Below are 21513 nucleotides of genomic sequence, written 5' to 3'. Positions count from 1 at the left end.
TTTTCGATGTTGAAGCTCCATGGTGAGTTTCAACGTGTTTATCAGCGTGGAAAGAGTGCTCACAGCACTTCGATTGCGTTGTTTTATCTCCCTTTAACGGGAGAAAAAAGAGTTGGATATACGGCCAGTAAAAAAGTCGGAAATGCAATCGTGAGAAACCGGTGTAAACGGCGCTTAAGAGCTGTTTTTTCCGAATTCTCATCGAATGTGCCGGACGGATGGTACGTTTTCGTCGCCAAAAGGGTGTTGTTTGACGCTCCGTTTGATACTGTGCGACGCGACTGCAAATATGTTTTGAAACGGACAGGTGCAATGAGTGGAATGGACGATGGTAAGAATCTTCTTTCTTAAGCTCCTCTGGCTCTATCGGCACTCTTTCTCCTTGGTGACACGCGGCGCGTGCCGCCATTACCCTTCATGCTCCGAATATGCCCTATGGCAGTTTGAACGAAATACTCTCCCCCGTGCGTTTATGTCTACTTTTTTACGAATCTTGCGGTGCAATCAGCTGTTTGACGGTGGAATTGATTATCCAATCATCAGTAAACCGGCGATAAAACCCTCAGAACTCTCTATAAATACGATAAAATACTGGTTCGTTCCATACCAACAGAATTATTTTCTGATCAAAAATTTTAAGTTTAAAGGGTCACAGTGCTAGAAAAATTTACTCCCAATCAGCGGCTTCTTGTTGCCGTTGCTTTATCTTTTGCCTTTTTTATAGGTTATACCACTATTTTTCCTCCGAAAGCCTCCAATAACGATACTAATGTTACAAAAGCCCTAGTGGCTAAAGAAGCATCCGTTTCCAAACCCTCAACAGAACCGATCCAAAGCGCATCGAGTGCACCGGTAGATGTTAAAACGGTTTCGACCGATACTTTGACGACGATTACGGCAAAAGAGTTTACTCTCAAAATCGATACGCTTGGTCGTATCGCATCGGTTATCCTCAGTGACAAAAAGCACAACGGAAAAGACGGAAAACTCTCCGAATTGATTCCTGCCGTCGGTGCAAAACCGCTTCAAATCCGTTTTGCCGACGAAGCATTGGAAGCCGCTGCCGCAAAAACACCGTATACGACTAATACGACAAATATCGTCTTAGGGGAAAACGGAAAATCGACGTTGACATTGACGCAAAATCTTCCGGAAATGACGGTTGTAAAAACAGTAACGTTTTTTGCGGACGGCCATTATGAGGCTAAAATCTCTCTTTCTAACGAAAAACGTTATTCGCTCTATTTGGGGCAACACCCTCAGATTATCGAACAAATGATGACGGTTGTCGGCGGTATGGTCTATTCAGGAGATAACCTGACGACGATATTTAAAGACGGGGATGTCGAGGGACGATCTTTATTCACTGACGTTCATCTGATTTCTGCATTCGATCAGTATTACGCGACGATGATGTACGGATTTGACCCGGCGACACAGATTACGGTGGAACGTGATGTTAAAAATAACCCTTTGATTTATTTGGAAGGGACGCAAAACTTTACATTTAACGGTTACATCGGACCAAAAGACCATAAAGCGCTTGCTGCGATCGATCCGGTATTGCCACATGCGATTGAGTACGGCTGGTTCACGTTTGTAGCGGCTCCGATTTTTAAAGTTTTGATGTGGCTGCACGGAATTTTCGGAAACTGGGGATGGTCGATTATCGCTCTTACGATTTTAATCCGTATTCTCCTCTACCCTTTGACCTACAAAGGGATGGTTTCAATGCAAAAAATCAAAGAGATCGCTCCACGTATCAAAGAAGTTCAGGAAAAATATAAAGGTGATCCGGCACGCATGAATGCGGCGGTCATGGAGATGTATAAAAAACACGGGGCGAATCCGCTCGGAGGGTGTTTGCCGTTGATCCTGCAAATCCCGGTTTTCTTTGCGATTTACCGCGTATTGCTCAATGCGGTTGAGTTGCAGGGAGCTCCTTGGATGTTATGGGTTACCGATTTGTCCCGTATGGACCCATACTTCATCCTTCCGATTTTGATGGGTGCGACAATGTACTATCAGCAAAAAATTACACCGAGCAATTTTACCGATCCGTTGCAGGAAAAAATCTTTAAATTCCTGCCGATTATTTTTACCTTCTTCTTCTTCACTTTCCCGGCAGGGTTGGTGTTGTACTGGTTTGTGAACAACTTGTTCTCGATCGGACAGCAATATCTGGTCAACAAACAATTCGAGGCGGCACGTGCGGCACGTCATGAAGCCCATCTTGCGGAAAAGCATCATGAAAAAGATTGAAGCTCCTACCTTAGAGCTTGCGTACGCGCAGGCGGCGGCAGAGTTCGGATGTTCCGTCACGATGTTACAAGTCGAAATTATGCAGTTCCCTTCCAAAGGGGTTCTGGGACTTTTTAAAAAATCGGCGATTATTATCGCTAATCTTCCTCAACATGCCTCTTCCGTCTCTTCCGATATTACACCGAGTATCGACGAATCACCCAAAACTACTCAGATCGAAATGGAAGAGCTGGTTTTAGGAGATGAGTTTTATGAGCAGGCCGATGATTTCGTCGAAGAGATCGGGGATGAAGAATTTTATGAAATCTCTGCCGATGAGTGTGCCGATGAAGTGCGTGAACAGATCAACCATCTGTTTAAAGACATATGTTTCGATATCAATGCCGTAGAAGTAAGCGTATACGATGAAAACACGCTCTTGATCGAATTTACGGGTCCGGATGCCGCCTTGATGATCGGTAAGGAAGGGTATCGGTATAAAGCGCTTTCGTATATGCTCTTCAACTGGATCAATGCTGTTTACGGGATGCAGCTGAGATTGGAAATCGCCGAATTTTTGAAAAATCAGGAAGAATCCATTTCCCGTTATCTGATCGGCGTTTGTGAAAATATCGACAGAGAAGGGCGCGCACAGACGAAAGTCCTCGATGGCGTATTGGTGCAGATCGCCTTGAAACAGCTTCGTGACCGTTATCCGGATCGTTATGTTGCTATCCGCTCCACCCGTGACGGCGGTAAATTTATCGTTATCAACAGTTACCACGAATATTAATGAATGAGACTATTGCCGCCATCGCCACCGCAAACGGCGTAGGCTCCGTATCGATTGTACGTCTCAGCGGTCCCCAAGCGCTAGAAATCGCCCTCTCAGTTACCCGAAAACCTTCCCTCGAACCCCGATATGCGACACTGACATCCCTTCATGATCATGAGGGAATACTGATCGATGAAGCGCTGGTTATCTATTTTCAGGCCCCGCGCAGTTTCACCGGCGAAGAGGTGGTCGAATTTCAGTGTCACGGCGGATTTATGGTCGCGGAGGGGGTGTTGCAAACTCTGCTCAAAGCCGGTGCGAGACTCGCCGAGCCGGGAGAATTCAGCAAACGGGCTTTCTTAAACGGTCGGATGGACCTGACGCAGGCCGAGGCGATTGCGGCGTTGATCGAGGCGAAAAGCGACGATGCCGCGCGGATTCTGGCACGTCAGATGAAAGGTGAATTGCGCGGGTATATTGAAGATATCCGCGATTCTCTTCTCGAAATTCTCGCTTATTCGGAAGTGGTGATCGATTATGCCGAGGAAGATTTGCCCGCAGACGTCGTGGACCAGATTGGCGTGAAACTGGCAAACATAAAAGCCACCCTTTCTAGAACGCTGGAATCGAGTCGCAGACGCAGCGGATTGATGCAGGGATATCGGGTTGCTATTATCGGTAAGCCCAATGTCGGAAAGAGCTCGCTTCTCAATGCTTTACTTGATTATGAGCGGGCAATCGTCAGCGACATCGCAGGAACGACCCGCGATACGATCGAGGAACAGGTACGGTTGGGAACCCATTTGATCCGGCTGGTCGACACAGCAGGAATACGTAACGCTTCCGACGAGATCGAACGTATCGGGATAGAGCGCTCTATAGCGGCGATCGAAAATGCCGATGTAGTAATTGCGCTCTTTGACCAAAGCCGCAAAGCCGATGACGAAGACCGTTCCATTGTCGAGCTGATCGAGCGCTACCAAAGCGACAAACCGTTTATTGCAGTCCTCAACAAAGCCGATTTGGCTGAAGTATTCGAATCGGAATTGATTTCTCCGTATGCACCGATTCCGCTAAGCTGTAAACACGATACCCAGATACTGATCGATGCCCTGGTCCATCTGATGGATCACGATAACGAAAGCGATGAAATGATGCTGATTTCCCAGCGTCAGATCGGTGCGACTCAAGCGGCGGTAAGCGCTATTGAAGAGGCTTATGAACCATTGCACAGCGGAGAACTGGAGTTCTTTTCGTTTCATATCAATGCAGCGATACGCGCTATCTCTTCGATCAGCCGTCCTTACGAGCTCGATGAGATGTTCGACCGGATGTTCGGACAATTTTGTCTGGGGAAATGATGGGTGCCGTTATTGCCATTGATTTGGGACTCAAACGGATTGGATTAGCGCTGAGCTATGGCAATGGCCTGGTTACGCCATTGAATGCTATCGAGCGAAAAAATCGTAATCAGGCGGCTAACGATGTCAAAAAAGTGTTGGATGAATACGAAGCGACGACAGTGGTCATCGGCATTCCGATGGGGAGTACGACCGAAGATGAGATGCGTCGCAGAGTTGAGCATTTTATGAATTTGGTAAAGTTTGACGGAGAGATCGTGTATCAGGATGAATCCCACAGTTCCCAAGAAGCCGAAGAGCTAATGAAGGGGGAAATTCGCTACAAACGTGACGGACGGATCGATTCACTTTCGGCGAAAATTATTTTGGAACGCTATCTTACAACGCTTTGAAATATTCCGCCGCTTCTTGCTCGTCATCGCTCAGGGTGGCAAACTCTTCATCATTCGCAATTTTTTCTTTGATTAATGAGGCACAATAGTCATATCCGAGGCGACGTGCGTGATCGATATCAAACACGAAGCCGAGCCCGCTGAATTGATAGGGCTCTTCTTGCTCGATACAAAGCAAAATCCCCGCACACTCTCTTTCAAACTGTTCGACGATGTCGCGGTAACCGATCGAAAATTCAGTCGCATGCCAACCGGTATTTTCAAGTGTTCTGTCAGAAAACTCAGCGATCCCGTCTCCGGAAGTGTCATCGTATAAAGCACGTTTACGATTCCACTGAATAATGTTCTGCCATGCACCTGACGCTTTAATTAGGAGCCGTTCGTCGTCTTCCACGACACGATAGCTGTCCCCGAGCATAGTGGCAATCGGGCGTGAAAGCGTCGTAGCAAGAGGAGAAAGCGGTGGAACCAAACCCTCATAAATCGAGATCAAGTCGGAGGGGAACGGCTCGTAAACGATTTGCCCATCGTATGTGATCGCAAATGTTTTTGCAGAGTTTGCAGCGCGGATAAAGTCTGCTTTATCGGCAACGATGATCTCTTTAAAAAGGTTCATTTTTTTCATAGGTGTTCCCGGTTTTTGGGTGAATTGTAGCATGCGATCGTACCAAAATCCTTAGGCATCTATTTAGGCAGACGATATAAGTGTCCGCTAATTTTAGTTTATGCAAAAATGGGGTATAATCCGCGAAATTTTAAGCATTTCGAACGCTTACTCTAAGGATACCTTTATGGCATTGAACGTCTACTACGATAAAGATTGTAATACAGCTCTCATCAAAAGCAAAATCGTCGCAATGATCGGTTTTGGATCACAAGGTCACGCACACGCGGAAAACCTTCGCGACAGCGGTGTCGAAGTCGTTATCGGTCTTCGCAAAGAGGGAAGCTCATGGGCAAAAGCGGAAGCAAAAGGGTTCAAAGTTATGACGGTAGCCGATGCGTCTGCTTATGCGGATGTCGTTATGATCCTTCTTCCGGATGAAAACCAAGCGGAAATTTACAAAAATGAAATCGCTCCTAACCTCAAAGCGGGTGCGACGATCGCATTCGGTCACGGTTTCAGCATCCATTACGGACGCATCAAACCGGCGGCAAACATCAACGTTATGATGGTTGCTCCTAAAGCACCGGGACATACGGTTCGTTCAGAATTTGTTAAAGGTGGAGGGATTCCTGATTTGATCGCTATCGAAGCGGATCCGAGCGGAAACACAAAAGAGCTTGCTCTTTCATACGCATCGGCTATCGGCGGAGGGCGCACCGGAATCATCGAAACAACGTTTAAAGACGAAACTGAAACCGACCTTTTCGGAGAACAAGCAGTTCTTTGCGGCGGTGTTTCTGCATTGATCCAAGCCGGTTTCGAAACGTTGACCGAAGCGGGTTATCCGGAAGAGATGGCATATTTCGAGTGTCTTCATGAAATGAAATTGATCGTTGACTTGATTTTCGAAGGCGGTATCAAAGATATGCGTTATTCGATCTCTAATACTGCTGAGTACGGCGATATGGTTTCCGGACCGCGCGTTATCAACGAAGAGTCTAAAAAAGCGATGAAACAAGTTCTTAAAGAGATCCAAAACGGTCAATTCGCAAAAGATTTCGTACTTGAAGGGCAAGCGGGTTATCCGCGCATGAACGCTGAGCGTAAAAACCTTGCGGCACATCCGGTAGAAGTTACGGGTGAACGTCTCCGTGCTATGATGCCATGGATCAAAGCAAACAAAATCGTCGACCAAAGCAAAAACTAATTCTCTTTGTTCAGGGCCTTCGGCTCTGAAATCCCCTGTGAAAGTGGGTTCTTCTTCTCGTGAACAAACGGTTTTCTTCCCGACAATCATCATTAATGAAATGGCTTATCCGAGGATTGCTCGGTGCAATCGTAATTCTCTCTTCCGTATTAATTGGGTATTTTGTCGGATTTAACCAAGCCGAAGAGGATTTGGCTGCCGAGCGGGCACAAACCAAACAGCTCGTCGATCAGATACAGCAGATCGCCTCTATCGATGAGAACTACACTTCGATCGTCCATACAAGCCGCACGCAGGATGAAGAGATACGTAAACTCAAAATCCGCCTCAAAGAGCTATTGGATCAAGAGGGGGGTGAGAGTCTGAAACCGCAGCACGAATATGCCCCGAAAGATCAGCATGCGCTTCCGCCGCCGAGTCCTAGCCGACCTTTGCGCAGTGATGGGACGACGCCGAAGTTGGTGATTATCATCGATGACGTATCGTACCCGCGCGACGTGCGGGTGATCAAATCGACGGGGTTGCCGTTGGTGATGTCGTTCTTGCCTCCGAGTCCGCGTCATCCCGATTCGGCATTATTAGCACAGCAAGAAGCAAAATACATGGTTCATCTGCCGATGGAAGCGCTCGATTATGATGCCGAGGAACCTTCTACTCTCAGAGTAGACGATTCGGAAGAATCGATTACGAAAAGGATCGAAGCGCTCAAGCGTCTCTATCCTAACGTCCGATACATGAATAATCATACGGGTTCCAAATTCACCTCCGACACCGAGGCGATGGAAAAACTGATCCATGTAATGAAAAAAGAGGGGATTCAGTTCGTCGACAGCCGAACGACGGCACAAACCAAAGTACCCGAAGTCTCACGCGAACAAGGTGTCACTTATATTGGGCGGGATGTCTTTTTAGATCATCAAGACGGTGTGGAAAATGTCAAAAAACAGATCGCAGAAGCGGTAGAAAAAGCTAAAAAGCACGGCAGCGCCATCGCGATCGGACATCCGCGTCCCGATACGATTCAAGCACTCAAAGAATCCAAGGCCCTACTTAACGAAGTCGAACTCGTAGGGATTGAACAAATCTGATATCCCCTCATTCCGGAGTGGGGCTTCCTAAATTGAATATGTCGTAAAAAAGTATGAACGATTTATGCATAAACACTTTCGTAGCATCATTATATCAAAAAAGATATAATGAAATTTATCGCAAAGGGTTTCTTATGAAAAGTCGCGTTCTTCTTAAAGCGGTTACGATTTCGTTGATGATGGGGAGTGTGTTGACGATCCTCTTTACAGTTGCGATGCAATGGCTGCAATGGTATCCGGTCGATTTAATGGCGTATCATATGACGGCGGGAGGATTGTTTTTGAGTATTTTGCCGATTCACGTCTATATGATGCGCCAAAAACTTAAAAAACTTTCGGAGCAGCTCGTTACGCTGGCCACGAGTGGAGAAGTGAGTAGCGCGTGCAGTTCCCAACTCTTGCCGAATGCACTTCATTCGAAAAGTCTGAGCGAATTTTGCCGCTTTTTGGGTTTGGATTGTCCTGCCGCGCGAATGAAATTGAATCGCGAGGGGATTTTGGTTGTCAGTACGGAAATTTCCATCGAGGCCATTGCAACGGCGAACCGAACGGATGCGGCGAGAATCTTTGCGATTATGCTGCAAAAAGAGTCTGCTGTTTCGGCCGTGCCGGAGTCGTATAACAACAAACTAGTATTTGCGGCATAGCACCCTCTTATTTTCTCTGTTTCATAAAGACGGGTGTGAGAGTATGAGCGGCTTTTCCGTCGTGCTCGAAACTTAAATGTTTGATCGCAATACCGTACAGCCTCATCAGATTTTCTTCACAAAGTGTTTCACCGATTGTTCCGAACGTATAGTCGTCATGTTTAAACATCAGCAAGGCATGATCTGCGACGGAGAGTGCATGATGCGGATGGTGGGTTGTAAAAAGGATTGTGAGCCCTTCCTCTTTGGAGAGGCGATGGATCCATTGTAAGATAAGATCTTGATTTTTCAGATCCAGTGCCGAGGTGGGTTCATCGAGGATTAATATCTGCGCTTCAGCGACCAAAGCACGGGCGATGATGACGAGTTGACGTTGTCCTCCAGACAGATCGCTAAAAGGACGTTCTGCCAACTCCTCGAGCCCGAACCGTTTAAGTGCTTCGTATGCCGAGCCGTAATCGGCTTTGGAAGGTTGAGAGAACAGACCGATCTGCTTGGCTCTTCCCATAACCACCATATCCAGTACACTGTAGGCAAAGGTGACCGAGAAAAGTTGGGGAACGAAAGCACTTTGTCCTCTAAGAATAACGCTCCCTTCCTGCGGGGAGAGAAGCCCCAGGATACTTTTGAGCAACGTCGTCTTCCCCTTACCGTTGGGGCCTAAAATTGCAAAGACACTTCCCGGAGCTATCGAGAAGTTCAGATCGCGAAAAATCCATTGCTCTTTCTTATAGGCAAATCCCATATTCTTTACGTCGATTGCATTAATCATTACTCCAGCCCTTCCCCGACATTTTCCAAAAGACGACGGCGAAGATCGGCGTACCGATCAATGCGGTGAGTAATCCGATAGGAATCTCTTGGGGCATAAGCGAACGGGAGAGGTCATCTACCAACAAGAGATAAATTCCCCCTATCAATGCCGATACGGGAAGGAGTCTCGTATGATCGGCTCCCACGATCATACGGGCGAAATGGGGGATCACCAGCCCAACCCATCCCACACCGCCGCTCACTGAGACTTGTGCTGCGACAATCAATGACACTAGTGCCACGACTCCCCAACGGAGTATTTCGACGTTCACCCCCAATGAAGCTGCATCGCTTTCTCCGAGGGAGAGGAGATTAAGTCTCCATCGCAGTGAAATTAATATTCCTCCGGCGATAAGAGTGATGAGGGAAACGACTGAGACTTTTTCATATGTCGCTTCGGCGAAGCTTCCCATCAGCCAGTAGACCATGGCGGGAAGTTTCGTTTCGGGATCGGCCATATAATGCATCACTCCTGAGAGTGCACCGAAAAATGCCGAGATAATCACACCGGAGAGAACAATCCCCAGAATACTCGCGCGACCTGATAATTTGGCCAACAAAAATGCTGTGACAAGTGCCGCCGTCCCAAATACGAATGCTGATGAGACAATCCCCCATGCCGACCATCCGATCATAATGGCTAAAATTCCACCGAACGTTGCTCCCGCACTTACACCGACGACTTCGGGACCTACGAGAGGATTACGAAATACCCCCTGCATTGCGGCACCAGCGAGAGCCAGCCCCATACCGCACAGCACGACGAGCAGTATTCGCGGCAGTCGGACGATCTCGACGATTACCCACGGAGAATCGGCGGAAGAGTGGATACTTCCCGGAGGGGTACTCAGCACGATGCGGATCACCTCTGCGGCAGGTATCGGATAGCGCCCGATAGTCAGGGAAAATACCATTAACGCCAGCATAATCAACAGCAGTATCGGCATTATCAGTGCGTTTAATATTTCAGTTGTTTTTGTGTGACTCATAAGTCTCCTTTTTAAAACGCTTCTCCGTGGAGTAGTACGGAGAAGCTTAACTTAAGGAATGAAATGAAACCTGAGGTACCAATGCATAAAGCCCCTATGCTCCCTGAATGTTTCATTATCTTCCGAAATGGGTTAATGCTCTTTCAAACGATGTCGGGTTCTCTTTGAGATAGCGATCCATCCACAAACATTCCATGTCCCATAAAAACATATAGATTTTGTTATTATCGGGATCGGAGTATTTGTCTGCTAACTCATCGCGGCTGGGTACGCTGTTATAAGCATCTTGTGTTCGTTTAGTCAAGTTTTCCAATATCTCTTCACAACTCATTGCCTCAATCTGATCGATGTTTTGATCGGTCAAGGTGAGAGTAACGGAGCCGCTTTCATACTTCGGTCCGGCAGTACGGGAAAATTCGATCCAATCGCGTTCACTTTTCCAGTTTGCCTTATCGCCTCGATAGATTGCCTGTACCCGTTCGGATTGGGCATCGAGGATTTCCATCGTTACTCTTTCGTTTTCATATCGGCGTGCCAAACCACTATAAAAGAGAGGATACCCCTCCCGTTTTCTGACATCCGGAATTTCGGTATCAAGTTTGTCGAGCAGCTGTTCCATGATCGGAAGGGTCGAATTCGTCAAAAAAAGGCGCTGTTCATTATAGAGACCCGCTTTGACGGCAACTTTTTGGGCATTGATCAGAAAGTCAAAATTCCCTTTCATATTGTTCCAGTAATCATGCATCTCTCCGTATCCAAAATACGATGCAGAGGCAAATTCGCTCCCGATCGCTTTTCTGTCCGAAAACCATTTTTCAAGAACGCTATCGGACATATGCGGTATCCCTCCGAGAAGGAGGATTTTAAGCTCCCAGTCACCGATCTTCTTATGTAGATCTAGCTCTTTTTGAAAATCGCAAAGGCTGCAATCGTATGAATAGCCGTTCCAAAAACTGATATCAAATTCGATTAATTTATGGCTATCTTTATAGTCAAGGAACTTTTCAACTACCCCTACAAATCTATTCATTCCGAATGTCGTCGGTTTGATATGGACGAGCTGACAATAGCGGCAGTGGTAGGCACAAGATGCGAGTCCCGAATTTATATAAATTCCAGTTGTATTAAATCGGCGTGGCATGTGTTTCCTTTATCGAGTGTGATTTTGAAAGATATCGTAATGGGCGGATTGCATGTTTTCTTTAAGATGCAGTAGTTTGTCGATTTCTTTCTGAGAGAGGTTATATCCGTAAACATCGTTATATGTTGTCCGTACGGTTTCTCGGAGGTGAAAAGAAGAGGATAACTCCGGATGCAGCAGTACTGCCATCCATTCAAGCAATATAGGAGTCTCAATCGGGCCCTCCATCCTCGATGCTCCACTCGGGATGAGATAAACACGATGATTCTTGACAGCATTTATGGAGATGAGTTTCGGATCGGAATAGATATCATGCGGAGTTATCAAATCATCTGTATACGAGGGAAGGAAGAGAACATCCGGATTATAGTGAATCAGGGTTTCGACATTGATGGAAGCGTTGGAGGCTTTCATCGTCTCAGCAAGATTGACTCCGTGAATCCGTTTGAGATTGTCATTGAAATCGATTGCCTTGGCATTCCACATAGAAAAGTTGCGTAAATTACCTAAAACGATAATAGACGTATAAGAAGTATCGTGCGGAATATGCTGTTCGATCATATGAATCTGCTTTTGCTCACGTTGGAGCAACCATTGAACTCTTGATTCTTTATCAGTTATTTTTCCGAGAATATCAAAAAGTTCGGATTTGTTTTCATATTCTTTCGTAGTGATAGTTACTAATCCTTGATAATTGATCGCTTTGAGTTTAGATGAAAAATGTTCCCATGATAGGATGCGACTAGGATGCAAAAATAAGATTTGCTCCACACCTAACGGAACGGCACCAACGCTGGTAAGAGCTTCATTTTTGGTAATAATGCGGGGATAGAGTTTGCTTAAAAGAGTCGTATTCGCTTCTTCTTTCATATATCTGGCTATTGCGGTTATATGCGTATCGGTTTCATCTACACTCAAATAGTGCCAAAGTAAAGGGATAAAGAGCATAACACTCGAAGCTTGTTTATCGGTTGAGTCTATTTCTGATACTGTAACTAGTTTTGGAGGATTAAATGCATAGCTTAGTACACATAGCAAACAACCTACAACTATTCCGAAAACGAATCGTTCAATACTCATTCAAAACCCATATATTTTTTAGTTATCATAAAGCGGTCTGCTAAGACCGCTTTGTAGCTAGAATTGTAAACCGGCAGAGAATGCAACGGTTCTAGGTGAACCGACAATTTGACTGTTGAGCCAATATTTTTCATCTGTCAGATTTTTTACCATCATTTTGAACGTTGCTTTATTGCTGTAGAAAGATGTAGTGTATCTCAGGCCTATGTCTTCTGTGACGTAATCGTTCAATTTATATTGGTTTAAATCGTCTGCATATTGTTCGCCTATGTAATAGACTCCACCTGTTAAGGTCAATCCGACGATTTCCGGTATCTCATACTCGGCATACAATTTAAACATTTGATTCGGAATATTGGTCGGAGTTTTCCCTTCTAAAGCAGTGTTGTCTTCTTGTTTTTTTAATGTTGCATCGATATAGCTGTACCCTCCCATCAATGTGAGGTTTTGCATCGCTTTTCCGGTTGCGGTGATTTCAATCCCTTTGTGGGTTTGCAATCCGTCATCTACATAGGTGGATGTACCGTCACCATTATCTTTCGCATATTGGTTCGATTTTTCAATTTGGAAGAGAGCGGCGCTCAACAACATACCGCCTATTTCGGATTTAACACCTACTTCATATTCTTCACTGATTTTAGGTTTCATGGTAGTATTTTGATTTGTGATTGTCTGACCCCCGTGTCCCCAGTCTAAAGTACCGACGACGTCCCCTTCTTCAAGGCCTTGAATGTAGGTAGCGTAGGTGCTGATATACGAAATAGGTTTATAGACCAACGATAGGTTTGGGACAATTTTTGTTTTTTCATAATCTACCGCATTCCAAATTGAAGATGAATCGATTTTATTTTTTGCTAAGCCTACAAGAGCGCTAAACTGCTGGTTGAATATGATTTCGTCGCCTATACTCAACTTCACGTTTTTTGTATCCATGTATTTACGCAACGGCAAAGTATTATAAACACCGAATGAGGGCTTGGCGGCATTATTGACTTCATTTAAATTATATGTTCCTGACAATCCGGGATACGATCCACCATCCGGAGCGCTGTACCACGAAATCCAATCGGTCGATATACCGATATTTGTTTTATGCTTGATACCGGCTGTTTCAAAGCTTGAATCTAAATAAGTATAGAAAGTTTTATTGTAGTTGTAAAAAGGGGCATTTGTACCACAATAGGAAATTGTATAGTCACCCGCACTATTGATGATATTCGCCCCCATAAATATGTTTTCGCGTTCATGTTTCGCATATGTATAGGATGATCTTAGAGAAAACGTATCATTGATTTTCCATTGAATCCGTGCACCGCCTTCATCCGTTACCATTTTGTCAAATGCCCATTCGGGAGCAGCATTTGCAGTATTACTTGAAATATTTGCAATGTCGACGTTGGATGCATAACTGAAACTGAGTGTCGGCGCATTTACTTTATAATAACTATGAGCGGCATCTAGCTGTAATAGAAGACGATCTGTTATATGCCAGTCAAAAGCTCCACTTATTAGATTTCTCTCAATGCTTTGATTGGTTAGTTCTGTATCACCGTTTTGTACTACAGCGTTTAATCGATATGCGAATTTACCGTCCTGATCGATCGGTGCACTGATATCCATATGGGCATAATATTGATCTCCTCCATAATTACCTACCGTTAACTCATGATACGGTGTAATCGTTGGACGTTTTAGGACATAATTGACTGTCCCTCCAGGATTTGCGACTCCGTAAATAAAACCTGATGAGCCCGTAAGGATCTCGACGCGTTCTTTATCTTCGAGGGCCATTGCTAAATCATAGTTCCGATTTCCATCTAAAGCTTGATTGCCGTTTACGGGGTATTGTCTGAAACCACGCAGTTCAATATCAGTCGCACCGGAAGATTTTGGAGAGAGTATTTGTACAGATGGAGTTACTCTAAATAATTCAGAGGCATCATAGGTATTGATATTTGATACTAAGTCACTGCTGATGACATTAATGGAGTAGGGAGTATCAAGCAATTTCTTCTCGCCCCACGGTCCTACATTTTTAACCGTATCAACTTTATATCCAGCTTCAGCCGAGCCTTCTTTTGGTTTTACAACAGCCTCTTGTGTCCCAGCTAGTGTAATCTTTTCTAATGATTGCTCTGATGCTCCCTCTGCTTTACGCACAGTGATCGTACCGTCTTTGGTACTCGCTTCGAGATCAGTCCCTGCGAGCAGTTTTGCCAACGCAGCAGATGGCTCCATAGCTCCTTTGAGTGCAGGTGCCGTTTTACCCGCTACAACATCCTGCGAGACCAATAACGACATCCCGCTTTGTTCAGCAAGTTTGGACAATGCTGAGGATAGTGGTTGCGAAGCGATGTCAAGTTCGACGCTTTTCGCATAACTTTGGGCACTTAGAGCGATAATCGCACTCAATGCCAACGGTATCATTCTCTTTTTCATTCTCAAGCTCCTACATTTTTTCTTCTACGATATATCATAATAGACATAACGATGGATAGGCGTTTATACGAAAGGACTTACATCAAAGTACAGCATCAAAATAAACCCGTTAAATAGAAGACGTTTGAGTATTCGAAATCCCTACCTGTGTTTGAAAAATTCGTAAAAGAATTTGATTTTTTGTGAAATATGGCGTGGTTTTATAGATAAATTGCTTCTCTACAACAACACTTGCAGAGAAGTTTTCATTAGGTGGTTGGGTCCGGAGGTATTTACGCACAAGCTACTATGCTCCCTGAATCGGATTATCCTCAATATATCATCGCGGTACGATGCAGATATGTTCTCCTTGCTGTTCATATCGGATCGGGACAACTTTCGGAAGTGTTTTTACAAAACTGTCGCTTCCGGTGATGTCAAAATTTCCGGTGATCCGTATATGGGAGGTTTCAGGAGACGCGATAAGCCGCTTTTCTCCATAGCGTTCGAACTCTCTAATCGCTTCTTCCATGGAAGCGTTCTCGAAGGATATTCGTCCGTATTGCCATGCCCCGACATTTTTAGGTTGGACGTGGATCGATTTAATGTTGTTGGTAATAGCCTGAATAATCACTCCATCGGATAGGAAAAGATTATGTATTTGCGGATTCCCATCGGTTTGCACCCGAACATGCCCCTCTTGTACCGCGACTTTAACATCACCGTCGATATTACGGACTGAAAAACGGGTACCGACTACCGTAATACGGGTGCTTTCGGCATCTACGGTAAAAGGTTTGTGTGCATTAGACGCGACTTTAAACATCACCTGACCGTATATCAATCGTGTTTCACGTTTATGGGTGTAATAGATCACTTCAAGTTTCGTATCGGTGTCGAGCGCGATACGGGTGCCATCGGGGAGTTTGCCCTCTACCATTTCACCCGGTCGGCTGATAAAGGTACGGGTGAATACCGGGGTAGAGGTATAGCGCTCATACAGCCCGTAGCTCCCCAAAGCGGCAATGGCAGAAGCTGCGGTATATAAAAAGGCGCGTCGGGACATCAACGTTACATTGGCGGAGGATTTGGGTTTCGGCGCGATGGTATCGAGTGCATCCCATGTCGATTTTACCTCCTCATACACCGAGAGATGTTCCGGATGGGATAGCCATGCTTGCATCTCTTCTCTCTCCCCTGGAGTCATCGGCTCTTGCGAACGCAAAAACCACTGGATTGCGATATCTTCTAATTCATCATACATAGGGTTTAACTCTTCGCGTGCCATTATTCTTCGATCTCTTTCAGACATTTTTTGCACACTTTCATCGCATTCATAATATGTTTTTCGACCATTTTACGGGATATCCCCATCGCTTCGGCGATTTGAGCCTGTGGCATCCCCTCGAATTTAAAGAGGATAAACGCCTCTTTACATTTGGGCGGAAGGGTATCGATCGCGCATTGGAGTTTTCTCATCCGTTCATCCGATGCGATCACCTCCAGCGGCTGTTCCGACTCGTGCGACGTTAAGACGACATCGTCGATATTGACGTTGATATATCGGACATTTTTACGGTGCTCATCAACAAGGATATTGCGTACCGTCTGATACAAAAACGCTCTGGGTTCTTGGATGGGAGGATAACCCGGGACATTCGCCAATACACGGCTATAACATTCGTGCACCGCATCGTGGGCGCGGTCGCGGTCTTTCAGTGTTTTAGAAAAGTAGGCGATGAGTTCATTGTAATAGTGCTCAAACATCTTTATGCCGCCTTATTCGTTACCGTAAATTCAATCGATAGCCGGATATTAATCCGCTTTTCGACAGAGCGAAGCTGTTCACCTTGAAGCGCATGTGCCGCTTTTAGTACGATTTCATCGAGGTCAGGATAGCCGGTGCTATGTTCAAGTACAATAGATTCCACCACGCCTGCTTCAGAGAGTTTATAGATTACGGTTGCTGTCCCTTCCTTGAGAGCATTTTGTGCATCCTGCGGATAGTAAAGACGCTCAAAGGTCTTTTTACGAATGATCTCAAAATTTGCTTTTAGATTGGGATCGATCGGTGTGGATGCCGCGGGTACAGTCGGTGAATGTGCTTGAGACAGTGTATCAGATTCAGGTTGTACGGGTGCGGATGTAGCTGGTTCAGATATGGCTTCGGAGAGAGCCGATGGGGCAGTTTGGGTTTGAACGATATTTTCAGTATGCGTTTGAGGCTGTGCCGATGGAGCAGTATGTACGGTATGTGCGGCAATCGGATGTGGAGTATGGATCTCTTTGGGTCTAGCTGCGGGCTTTTGAATCGACTCAGGGGTCGGATCGCTTAGCGTGGCTGTTTCAAAAGCCATCGGCATAGTAAGCGGGATCGTGACGGTTTCGACATCATAGGGTTTGTGGATTAATCCGATCGCACCAAGTACGAGGAGGAGATGAACCAGCAATGACCCTAAGAATGATTTTTTCATTTATACAGCGGTTTTGGTTTTAATGACGACTTTGGTAAATCCTGATTCGTTTAATAGACTCATCATATCGGTCAAGTCTTCGACCATCACCGTTTTATCGGCATAGATTTCGCATAAATCTTCACGACTAAACTGTGTCAGCTGCGCTGATATATCCTTTTGTGCGATCTCTTTGTCGTTGATGTAATAGGTATGATCTTTTGTGATTGTCAGACGGATCACCTTCGGGGCTTCTCGGGTTTGAGCTTTCGCTGAGGGGAGATCGACAGACAATGCCCCCTCTTTTACAAAGGTGGCCGTAGTGAGGGCAATGGTCAACAAGACTAGCATCACGTCCACAAGAGGGACGGCATTGATGTAGCCGATCTCTTTTTCATTCATGGATCGTTTTCCATTCGACGACTTTATTTTTGACGCTGCGTAGCAGAAGGTTGTAGATGAAAATCGTCGGTATTGCGACGGCTAGTCCTAATGCCGTCGCAAAGAGTGCCGAGCTGAGCGCTTCCATTACACCGTTGGCATTGGTACCATTTGCTCCCATCTCGTGAAACGTTGCCATAATCCCCAATACCGTACCGAGCATACCGACATAGGGGGCATTGGAACCGATACTTGCGAGCAAATGGAGATATTCGGTCAGCGAATTTTCGAGCTGATCGAGAGAACTAAAGTCCGTTACTTCGGTACGGCGAATCGAAAAATAGCGTTCAAAGATAATACTGAGCGCAATAACGCTCATTATGCCTAAAACGGCTACGACACCGATATCGACCAACAGTCTTGTTTCACCCATTACAGAATCCTTCAAAAATTTACGTAGTATATGAAAAGATATAACGAATGTCAATTGCTGAACTGATTTAAAAATAGGCAATAGTGTAAAATATAGCACTATGTCATAATTTATTTGGATTCTCACACGTATGGTAAACTCAAAAAAAACAAAATGAGACGGGTATCATGAACAGTATCGATTTTGCGATTTCCGAATTGGAAGCGATGAAAAAAAAACCGGATTTTTTGTTTTATAAAGGAAATACCGATTTGTTATATCGCCGGAAAGTATCGATCATCGGCAGCCGTAAACCGTATCAGTACACTCAGCAGATGACACATGCCATTGCACACGAACTCTCGCGCGTAGGTACCTGTATTGTCAGCGGCGGAGCGATGGGGGTTGATGCGATTGCTCATCGGGGTGCCGGAAGCGCTAATACAATCGCCGTATTGCCCTGCGGTATAGACCTACACTATCCCGCAGTCAATAAGTCGTTATTGGGAAGTATCGAGGCCGAGGGTCTGACTCTCAGCCAGTTTGAAGCCGGGTTTGCAGCGACAAACTGGAGTTTTGTCGTCCGAAACGAATTGGTCGTGGCTCTGGGAGAGGTGCTCATCGTAACTCAGGCGGATGAGGAGAGCGGGAGCATGCGCAGTGTCGAGTATGCGTTGGAGATGGGGAAAAAAATATATGTACTCCCTCATCATATCGGTGAGAGCGAGGGGACGAACCGACTATTGGCCGAAGGAAAAGCCGAAGCGATTTATGATATCAGTATGTTTGTCGGAAGATTCGGCAAAGTTCGATCGGCAATCGACGTCAGTGATCCGTTTTTACGTTTTTGCGCGATGCGTCCGGTCTATGAAGATGCGGTGCAAAAATACGGTGAAAAGATTTTTGAGGCTGAACTAAACGGAGTGATCGAAGTTCAAAACGGCAGAGTCGTATTGACGTGAGGCGAAACCGGGCTTAGTGTTGCCCGGTACTCTCATATCCGTAGTGTTTTACGAGATAATTGATGATAATTTGCTGATCCTCTTTCGGGATAGGCGCTTTAAATTCATTGACCATTTTAGCGACGGTTCCGGTCCAGTATGGACGGCTCTTTTTCCCTTGGTTCAAAATGTATCCGAATGAGTGACAGATCAGGCAGTACTGCTGCGCCACTTCGTCGTGATCTCCTTTTTCCATCGGATAATCGTAATACGGCATTTCGATCGGTTTGCTAACCTGTGCGAAGAGTGCCGATGAGCCGAGTAAAAGGGCGCTTATCAAAAGTGTTTTTTTCATGGTTGGCCCCTTAGACGATTTTCACGTTGACGATATCAACGGCATTGTATTGGTATCCTCCGGCATTCCAGCCGATCTCATCCGCCATAGGTTGAATATTTCCGATGCGGTTGATCGCACGGACCATGATGGTATATTCCCCTTTGGCTTTCGGTTCCCATTGGTAGACCCATTGGCGATAAGCGTATTTGCCTAAATCTTTTTGGAGTGCCGTTGTACTCCAGCTTTTACCGCCGTCGGTAGAGATCATAACTTCTTTGATCCCTTTTCCCTGATCGAACGCCATCCCGGTGACACGAACACGGGAGCCTTTTTTGATCACGGTACCCGGCGTCGGATAACCGATAACCGATTTGACTTTCATCTGGGCGATCGGTTTGCGTTTATATTCGAAATCGCTTCCTGAAATGACGCATTCGCAGTCGTTATCCGGAACGGTGTAGGCGACGTCCATGAAGAAACTTTTGCGGTATTGATCCATAACGGTGATTTCGGAGAGCATTTTGACCCAGCTATCCGAGAAGTGGCCAGGAATGACGAGACGGAGCGGGAAGCCGTTAAGGTACGGTAGATCTTCGCCGTTCATCTCATAGGCGACGATCAGCTCGCCGCTAAGTGCTTCATCGATCTCCATTTCGCGGAAAAATTTCGGAGTTGCGTCTACGGCCGGTTTTTCGAGACCGTTGACACCGACATAGCGCGCGTCACCTTTGACGCCGGCCATATTTAGAATATCTTTGAGGCGTGCCCCTTTCCATACGGCACATCCCATCGCTCCGTGTCCCCATTGGACACCGTGGGTTGCCTGACCGCTGGAAGCATAATACTTGCGGCTGTTTCCGCCGCATTGGAGGACGGAGGTGATCTCTACCGGCTCGAATTTGCTTTTGAGATCATCGACGCTGAGTGAAAGGGGTTGTTCGACGGAACCTTGCACCTGCAGACGAAATTCGTTCAAATCGATGTAGGTCGGGATATCCGGCATATGCCAGCGGACGAAAAATTGATCGTTCGGAGTGATCGGCTGGGTGAAGATGTCACGCGGAGACTCCAATAACGGAGGACGGTCTGAAATGACTTTCAGCGGTTTTTTCTCAGGAAAAGCGATAACAGGAGGAACGAATTCTTTTGTTTCGGTTACGATTTTGGGAGAAGTCTCTTTTCCCACCAGGGTAGAAGCGCCGAGAAGCAAACCGGCACTCAGAAATTGTCTGCGGTTTATGTGATCCATTACAATGCCTTTTGAAGGAATATCACTATTTTATCATAATTGGGAGTAATTTAGAGTATAAGAAGAGCATCTCCATACGAAAAAAAGCGGTATTTTTGAACGATTGCTTCGTTGTAAATACGGTGGGTCTCTTCCAGCCCTACAAACGATGCTACCAGCATTAATAGCGTCGATTGAGGAAGGTGAAAATTAGTGAGAAGATGGTTGACGCGAAGGGGCGGATTATGAGGATGTAAGAAAAGGTTAGCTTCTCCGCTGCGCTGGTTGCTGCGCACGTAATATTCGATAGTTCGGGTCGAAGTGGTTCCGATGCAGAGAAGGGGGATATCGTTGCGGATCAGTTCATATGCCGCGTCGCTAATGGCAAAATATTCCGAATGCATCGGATGATCGGTAATGACGGCCGCTTCTACCGGCTTGAAAGTACCTGATCCGACATGCAAGGTGACGAAGGCATGCGGATGGGCTGCACACACGGCATCAAAAAGTTCGTCGGTGAAGTGCAGCGAAGCGGTGGGAGCGGCGACTGCCCCTTCGTGCCGAGCGAAAACGCTTTGATATTCCCTTTCGTCTTCCGCATCGTCTTCACGTCCGAGATAAGGGGGGAGGGGAATATGGCCGATGGTATCGAGGATGGGGAGCAGCTCTTCAAATCGGATCGGAGTGTCGAGATGAAAAAAACGGACATCCCTCGATCCGTCATCATGCAGAGTGATGACGCGGGCATGGATATGTTCGGCGAAATGGAGGATCGTATCTGTTTTGACACGTCCTTTGATATATACATTAATAGTGTAGGCGTCAAGAGCCCTGTTAATGAGCAACTCGATCGCACCTCCGCTGCTCTTATGGCCGTAAAGACGTGCTTTGATCACTTTGGTATCGTTAAAAATAATGCCGCATTTTTCAGGTAGAAAGGTTTCTATAGCATCAAGATCGGAAGAGCACACGTCTGAACTCCAGTCACATTCCTTTATCTCG

Annotated in this window: 23 protein-coding genes; 10 read left to right on the top strand and 13 right to left on the bottom strand. The window is 45.9% G+C overall.

Annotated features, from left to right (window positions below):
* Positions 1 to 6: 6 nt before the first annotated feature.
* Genes rnpA through ruvX form a run of 6 tightly spaced genes read left to right on the top strand, consistent with a single transcriptional unit; the run spans position 7 to position 4769 of the window.
* A complete protein-coding gene (rnpA, locus tag Q0389_RS03660) occupies positions 7 to 351 on the top strand; it encodes a ribonuclease P protein component (protein WP_298691730.1) in 345 nt (114 codons plus the stop codon).
* Positions 329 to 661 (top strand): membrane protein insertion efficiency factor YidD, encoded by a 333-nt coding sequence (gene yidD / locus Q0389_RS03655; RefSeq protein ID WP_298691728.1) that lies wholly within the window; start codon positions 329 to 331, stop codon positions 659 to 661. The genes rnpA and yidD overlap by 23 nt, the downstream gene beginning before the upstream one ends.
* Positions 655 to 2262 (top strand): membrane protein insertase YidC, encoded by a 1608-nt coding sequence (gene yidC, locus Q0389_RS03650; RefSeq protein WP_298691726.1) that lies wholly within the window; start codon positions 655 to 657, stop codon positions 2260 to 2262. The genes yidD and yidC overlap by 7 nt, the downstream gene beginning before the upstream one ends.
* A complete protein-coding gene (locus Q0389_RS03645; RefSeq protein ID WP_298691724.1) occupies positions 2249 to 3034 on the top strand; it encodes a Jag N-terminal domain-containing protein in 786 nt (261 codons plus the stop codon). Before yidC ends, Q0389_RS03645 begins: the two co-directional genes overlap by 14 nt.
* The gene (gene mnmE, locus Q0389_RS03640) at positions 3028 to 4377 is read left to right on the top strand and encodes a tRNA uridine-5-carboxymethylaminomethyl(34) synthesis GTPase MnmE (protein WP_298691858.1); all 1350 of its coding nucleotides are present in this window, start codon (positions 3028 to 3030) and stop codon (positions 4375 to 4377) included. Before Q0389_RS03645 ends, mnmE begins: the two co-directional genes overlap by 7 nt.
* Positions 4377 to 4769: a Holliday junction resolvase RuvX gene (gene ruvX, locus Q0389_RS03635; RefSeq protein WP_298691856.1), complete on the top strand. Its 393-nt coding sequence runs from the start codon at positions 4377 to 4379 to the stop codon at positions 4767 to 4769. Before mnmE ends, ruvX begins: the two co-directional genes overlap by 1 nt.
* Here ruvX and Q0389_RS03630 read toward each other — a convergent pair.
* On the bottom strand, positions 4756 to 5427 hold the full coding sequence (locus Q0389_RS03630; protein WP_298691722.1) for a hypothetical protein: 672 nt from the start codon (positions 5425 to 5427) through the stop codon (positions 4756 to 4758). The two genes, ruvX and Q0389_RS03630, sit on opposite strands and share 14 nt — an antisense overlap.
* Before the next feature lie 133 nt (positions 5428 to 5560).
* On the opposite strand from Q0389_RS03630, the gene ilvC reads away from it, so the two are divergent.
* The 3 genes from ilvC (at position 5561) to Q0389_RS03615 (ending at position 8318) form a co-directional block, all read left to right on the top strand.
* Complete coding sequence (gene ilvC / locus Q0389_RS03625) at positions 5561 to 6583, top strand: ketol-acid reductoisomerase (RefSeq protein WP_298691720.1); 1023 nt, start codon at positions 5561 to 5563, stop codon at positions 6581 to 6583.
* Positions 6584 to 6678: 95 nt separating this feature from the next.
* Entirely contained in the window at positions 6679 to 7671 is a 993-nt protein-coding gene (locus tag Q0389_RS03620; RefSeq protein WP_298691718.1) for a divergent polysaccharide deacetylase family protein, read from the top strand.
* A 134-nt stretch (positions 7672 to 7805) separates the two neighbouring features.
* Positions 7806 to 8318 (top strand): hypothetical protein, encoded by a 513-nt coding sequence (locus Q0389_RS03615; protein ID WP_298691716.1) that lies wholly within the window; start codon positions 7806 to 7808, stop codon positions 8316 to 8318.
* Between the two features lie 7 nt (positions 8319 to 8325).
* Here the strand turns inward: Q0389_RS03615 and Q0389_RS03610 are convergent, their stop codons facing one another.
* From Q0389_RS03610 to Q0389_RS03565, 10 genes are all read right to left on the bottom strand, one after another.
* Positions 8326 to 9090 (bottom strand): ABC transporter ATP-binding protein, encoded by a 765-nt coding sequence (locus Q0389_RS03610; RefSeq protein ID WP_298691714.1) that lies wholly within the window; start codon positions 9088 to 9090, stop codon positions 8326 to 8328.
* Positions 9083 to 10120, bottom strand: coding sequence for an iron ABC transporter permease (locus tag Q0389_RS03605; RefSeq protein ID WP_298691711.1), 1038 nt, complete (start codon positions 10118 to 10120; stop codon positions 9083 to 9085). The genes Q0389_RS03610 and Q0389_RS03605 overlap by 8 nt, the downstream gene beginning before the upstream one ends.
* A 115-nt stretch (positions 10121 to 10235) precedes the next feature.
* Entirely contained in the window at positions 10236 to 11261 is a 1026-nt protein-coding gene (locus Q0389_RS03600; protein WP_298691710.1) for a hypothetical protein, read from the bottom strand.
* A 9-nt stretch (positions 11262 to 11270) separates the two neighbouring features.
* Entirely contained in the window at positions 11271 to 12131 is an 861-nt protein-coding gene (locus Q0389_RS03595) for an ABC transporter substrate-binding protein (protein ID WP_298691708.1), read from the bottom strand.
* 267 nt (positions 12132 to 12398) lie between these two features.
* Positions 12399 to 14780, bottom strand: coding sequence for a TonB-dependent receptor (locus Q0389_RS03590; protein ID WP_298691706.1), 2382 nt, complete (start codon positions 14778 to 14780; stop codon positions 12399 to 12401).
* A 319-nt stretch (positions 14781 to 15099) separates the two neighbouring features.
* A complete protein-coding gene (locus Q0389_RS03585; RefSeq protein WP_298691704.1) occupies positions 15100 to 16047 on the bottom strand; it encodes a FecR family protein in 948 nt (315 codons plus the stop codon).
* Positions 16047 to 16526: a sigma-70 family RNA polymerase sigma factor gene (locus tag Q0389_RS03580; protein WP_298691702.1), complete on the bottom strand. Its 480-nt coding sequence runs from the start codon at positions 16524 to 16526 to the stop codon at positions 16047 to 16049. The genes Q0389_RS03585 and Q0389_RS03580 overlap by 1 nt, the downstream gene beginning before the upstream one ends.
* Positions 16527 to 16528: 2 nt before the next feature.
* Positions 16529 to 17233, bottom strand: a complete 705-nt coding sequence (locus Q0389_RS03575) for a TonB family protein (RefSeq protein ID WP_298691700.1) — start codon at positions 17231 to 17233, stop codon at positions 16529 to 16531.
* On the bottom strand, positions 17234 to 17614 hold the full coding sequence (locus tag Q0389_RS03570) for a biopolymer transporter ExbD (RefSeq protein ID WP_298691698.1): 381 nt from the start codon (positions 17612 to 17614) through the stop codon (positions 17234 to 17236).
* Positions 17607 to 18026: a MotA/TolQ/ExbB proton channel family protein gene (locus Q0389_RS03565; RefSeq protein ID WP_298691696.1), complete on the bottom strand. Its 420-nt coding sequence runs from the start codon at positions 18024 to 18026 to the stop codon at positions 17607 to 17609. The genes Q0389_RS03570 and Q0389_RS03565 overlap by 8 nt, the downstream gene beginning before the upstream one ends.
* A 167-nt stretch (positions 18027 to 18193) precedes the next feature.
* On the opposite strand from Q0389_RS03565, the gene Q0389_RS03560 reads away from it, so the two are divergent.
* Complete coding sequence (locus Q0389_RS03560; protein WP_298691694.1) at positions 18194 to 18967, top strand: DNA-processing protein DprA; 774 nt, start codon at positions 18194 to 18196, stop codon at positions 18965 to 18967.
* A gap of 13 nt (positions 18968 to 18980) precedes the next feature.
* Here the strand turns inward: Q0389_RS03560 and Q0389_RS03555 are convergent, their stop codons facing one another.
* Entirely contained in the window at positions 18981 to 19301 is a 321-nt protein-coding gene (locus tag Q0389_RS03555; protein WP_298691692.1) for a sulfite:cytochrome C oxidoreductase subunit B, read from the bottom strand.
* A gap of 10 nt (positions 19302 to 19311) precedes the next feature.
* Positions 19312 to 20532 carry a molybdopterin-dependent oxidoreductase gene (locus Q0389_RS03550; protein WP_298691690.1) on the bottom strand — a complete coding sequence of 407 codons (1221 nt, stop codon included), beginning with the start codon at positions 20530 to 20532 and terminating at the stop codon, positions 19312 to 19314.
* Positions 20533 to 21513 lie beyond the last annotated feature (981 nt).

The organism is uncultured Sulfuricurvum sp., assembly GCF_937936435.1.
Lineage (GTDB): Bacteria > Campylobacterota > Campylobacteria > Campylobacterales > Sulfurimonadaceae > Sulfuricurvum.
Note: the sequence above shows the minus strand (reverse complement) of the source record. Positions and strands in the feature narration are given on the sequence as shown.

What these genes read in the sequence shown, in the direction of transcription:
- rnpA (WP_298691730.1), top strand. Translation starts at nt 7, where the DNA reads ATGTTGAAGCTCCATGGTGAGTTTCAACGTGTTTATCAGCGTGGAAAG.
- Q0389_RS03595 (WP_298691708.1), bottom strand. Translation starts at nt 12,131, where the DNA reads ATGAAAGAAGAAGCGAATACGACTCTTTTAAGCAAACTCTATCCCCGC.
- Q0389_RS03565 (WP_298691696.1), bottom strand. Translation starts at nt 18,026, where the DNA reads ATGGGTGAAACAAGACTGTTGGTCGATATCGGTGTCGTAGCCGTTTTA.
- Q0389_RS03645 (WP_298691724.1), top strand. Translation starts at nt 2,249, where the DNA reads ATGAAAAAGATTGAAGCTCCTACCTTAGAGCTTGCGTACGCGCAGGCG.
- Q0389_RS03555 (WP_298691692.1), bottom strand. Translation starts at nt 19,301, where the DNA reads ATGAAAAAAACACTTTTGATAAGCGCCCTTTTACTCGGCTCATCGGCA.
- Q0389_RS03615 (WP_298691716.1), top strand. Translation starts at nt 7,806, where the DNA reads ATGAAAAGTCGCGTTCTTCTTAAAGCGGTTACGATTTCGTTGATGATG.
- Q0389_RS03630 (WP_298691722.1), bottom strand. Translation starts at nt 5,427, where the DNA reads ATGCTACAATTCACCCAAAAACCGGGAACACCTATGAAAAAAATGAAC.
- Q0389_RS03560 (WP_298691694.1), top strand. Translation starts at nt 18,194, where the DNA reads ATGAACAGTATCGATTTTGCGATTTCCGAATTGGAAGCGATGAAAAAA.
- Q0389_RS03590 (WP_298691706.1), bottom strand. Translation starts at nt 14,780, where the DNA reads ATGAAAAAGAGAATGATACCGTTGGCATTGAGTGCGATTATCGCTCTA.
- Q0389_RS03580 (WP_298691702.1), bottom strand. Translation starts at nt 16,526, where the DNA reads ATGTTTGAGCACTATTACAATGAACTCATCGCCTACTTTTCTAAAACA.
- ilvC (WP_298691720.1), top strand. Translation starts at nt 5,561, where the DNA reads ATGGCATTGAACGTCTACTACGATAAAGATTGTAATACAGCTCTCATC.
- Q0389_RS03610 (WP_298691714.1), bottom strand. Translation starts at nt 9,090, where the DNA reads ATGATTAATGCAATCGACGTAAAGAATATGGGATTTGCCTATAAGAAA.
- Q0389_RS03570 (WP_298691698.1), bottom strand. Translation starts at nt 17,614, where the DNA reads ATGAATGAAAAAGAGATCGGCTACATCAATGCCGTCCCTCTTGTGGAC.
- Q0389_RS03620 (WP_298691718.1), top strand. Translation starts at nt 6,679, where the DNA reads ATGAAATGGCTTATCCGAGGATTGCTCGGTGCAATCGTAATTCTCTCT.
- Q0389_RS03600 (WP_298691710.1), bottom strand. Translation starts at nt 11,261, where the DNA reads ATGCCACGCCGATTTAATACAACTGGAATTTATATAAATTCGGGACTC.
- Q0389_RS03605 (WP_298691711.1), bottom strand. Translation starts at nt 10,120, where the DNA reads ATGAGTCACACAAAAACAACTGAAATATTAAACGCACTGATAATGCCG.
- ruvX (WP_298691856.1), top strand. Translation starts at nt 4,377, where the DNA reads ATGGGTGCCGTTATTGCCATTGATTTGGGACTCAAACGGATTGGATTA.
- Q0389_RS03550 (WP_298691690.1), bottom strand. Translation starts at nt 20,532, where the DNA reads ATGGATCACATAAACCGCAGACAATTTCTGAGTGCCGGTTTGCTTCTC.
- Q0389_RS03585 (WP_298691704.1), bottom strand. Translation starts at nt 16,047, where the DNA reads ATGGCACGCGAAGAGTTAAACCCTATGTATGATGAATTAGAAGATATC.
- yidD (WP_298691728.1), top strand. Translation starts at nt 329, where the DNA reads ATGGTAAGAATCTTCTTTCTTAAGCTCCTCTGGCTCTATCGGCACTCT.
- Q0389_RS03575 (WP_298691700.1), bottom strand. Translation starts at nt 17,233, where the DNA reads ATGAAAAAATCATTCTTAGGGTCATTGCTGGTTCATCTCCTCCTCGTA.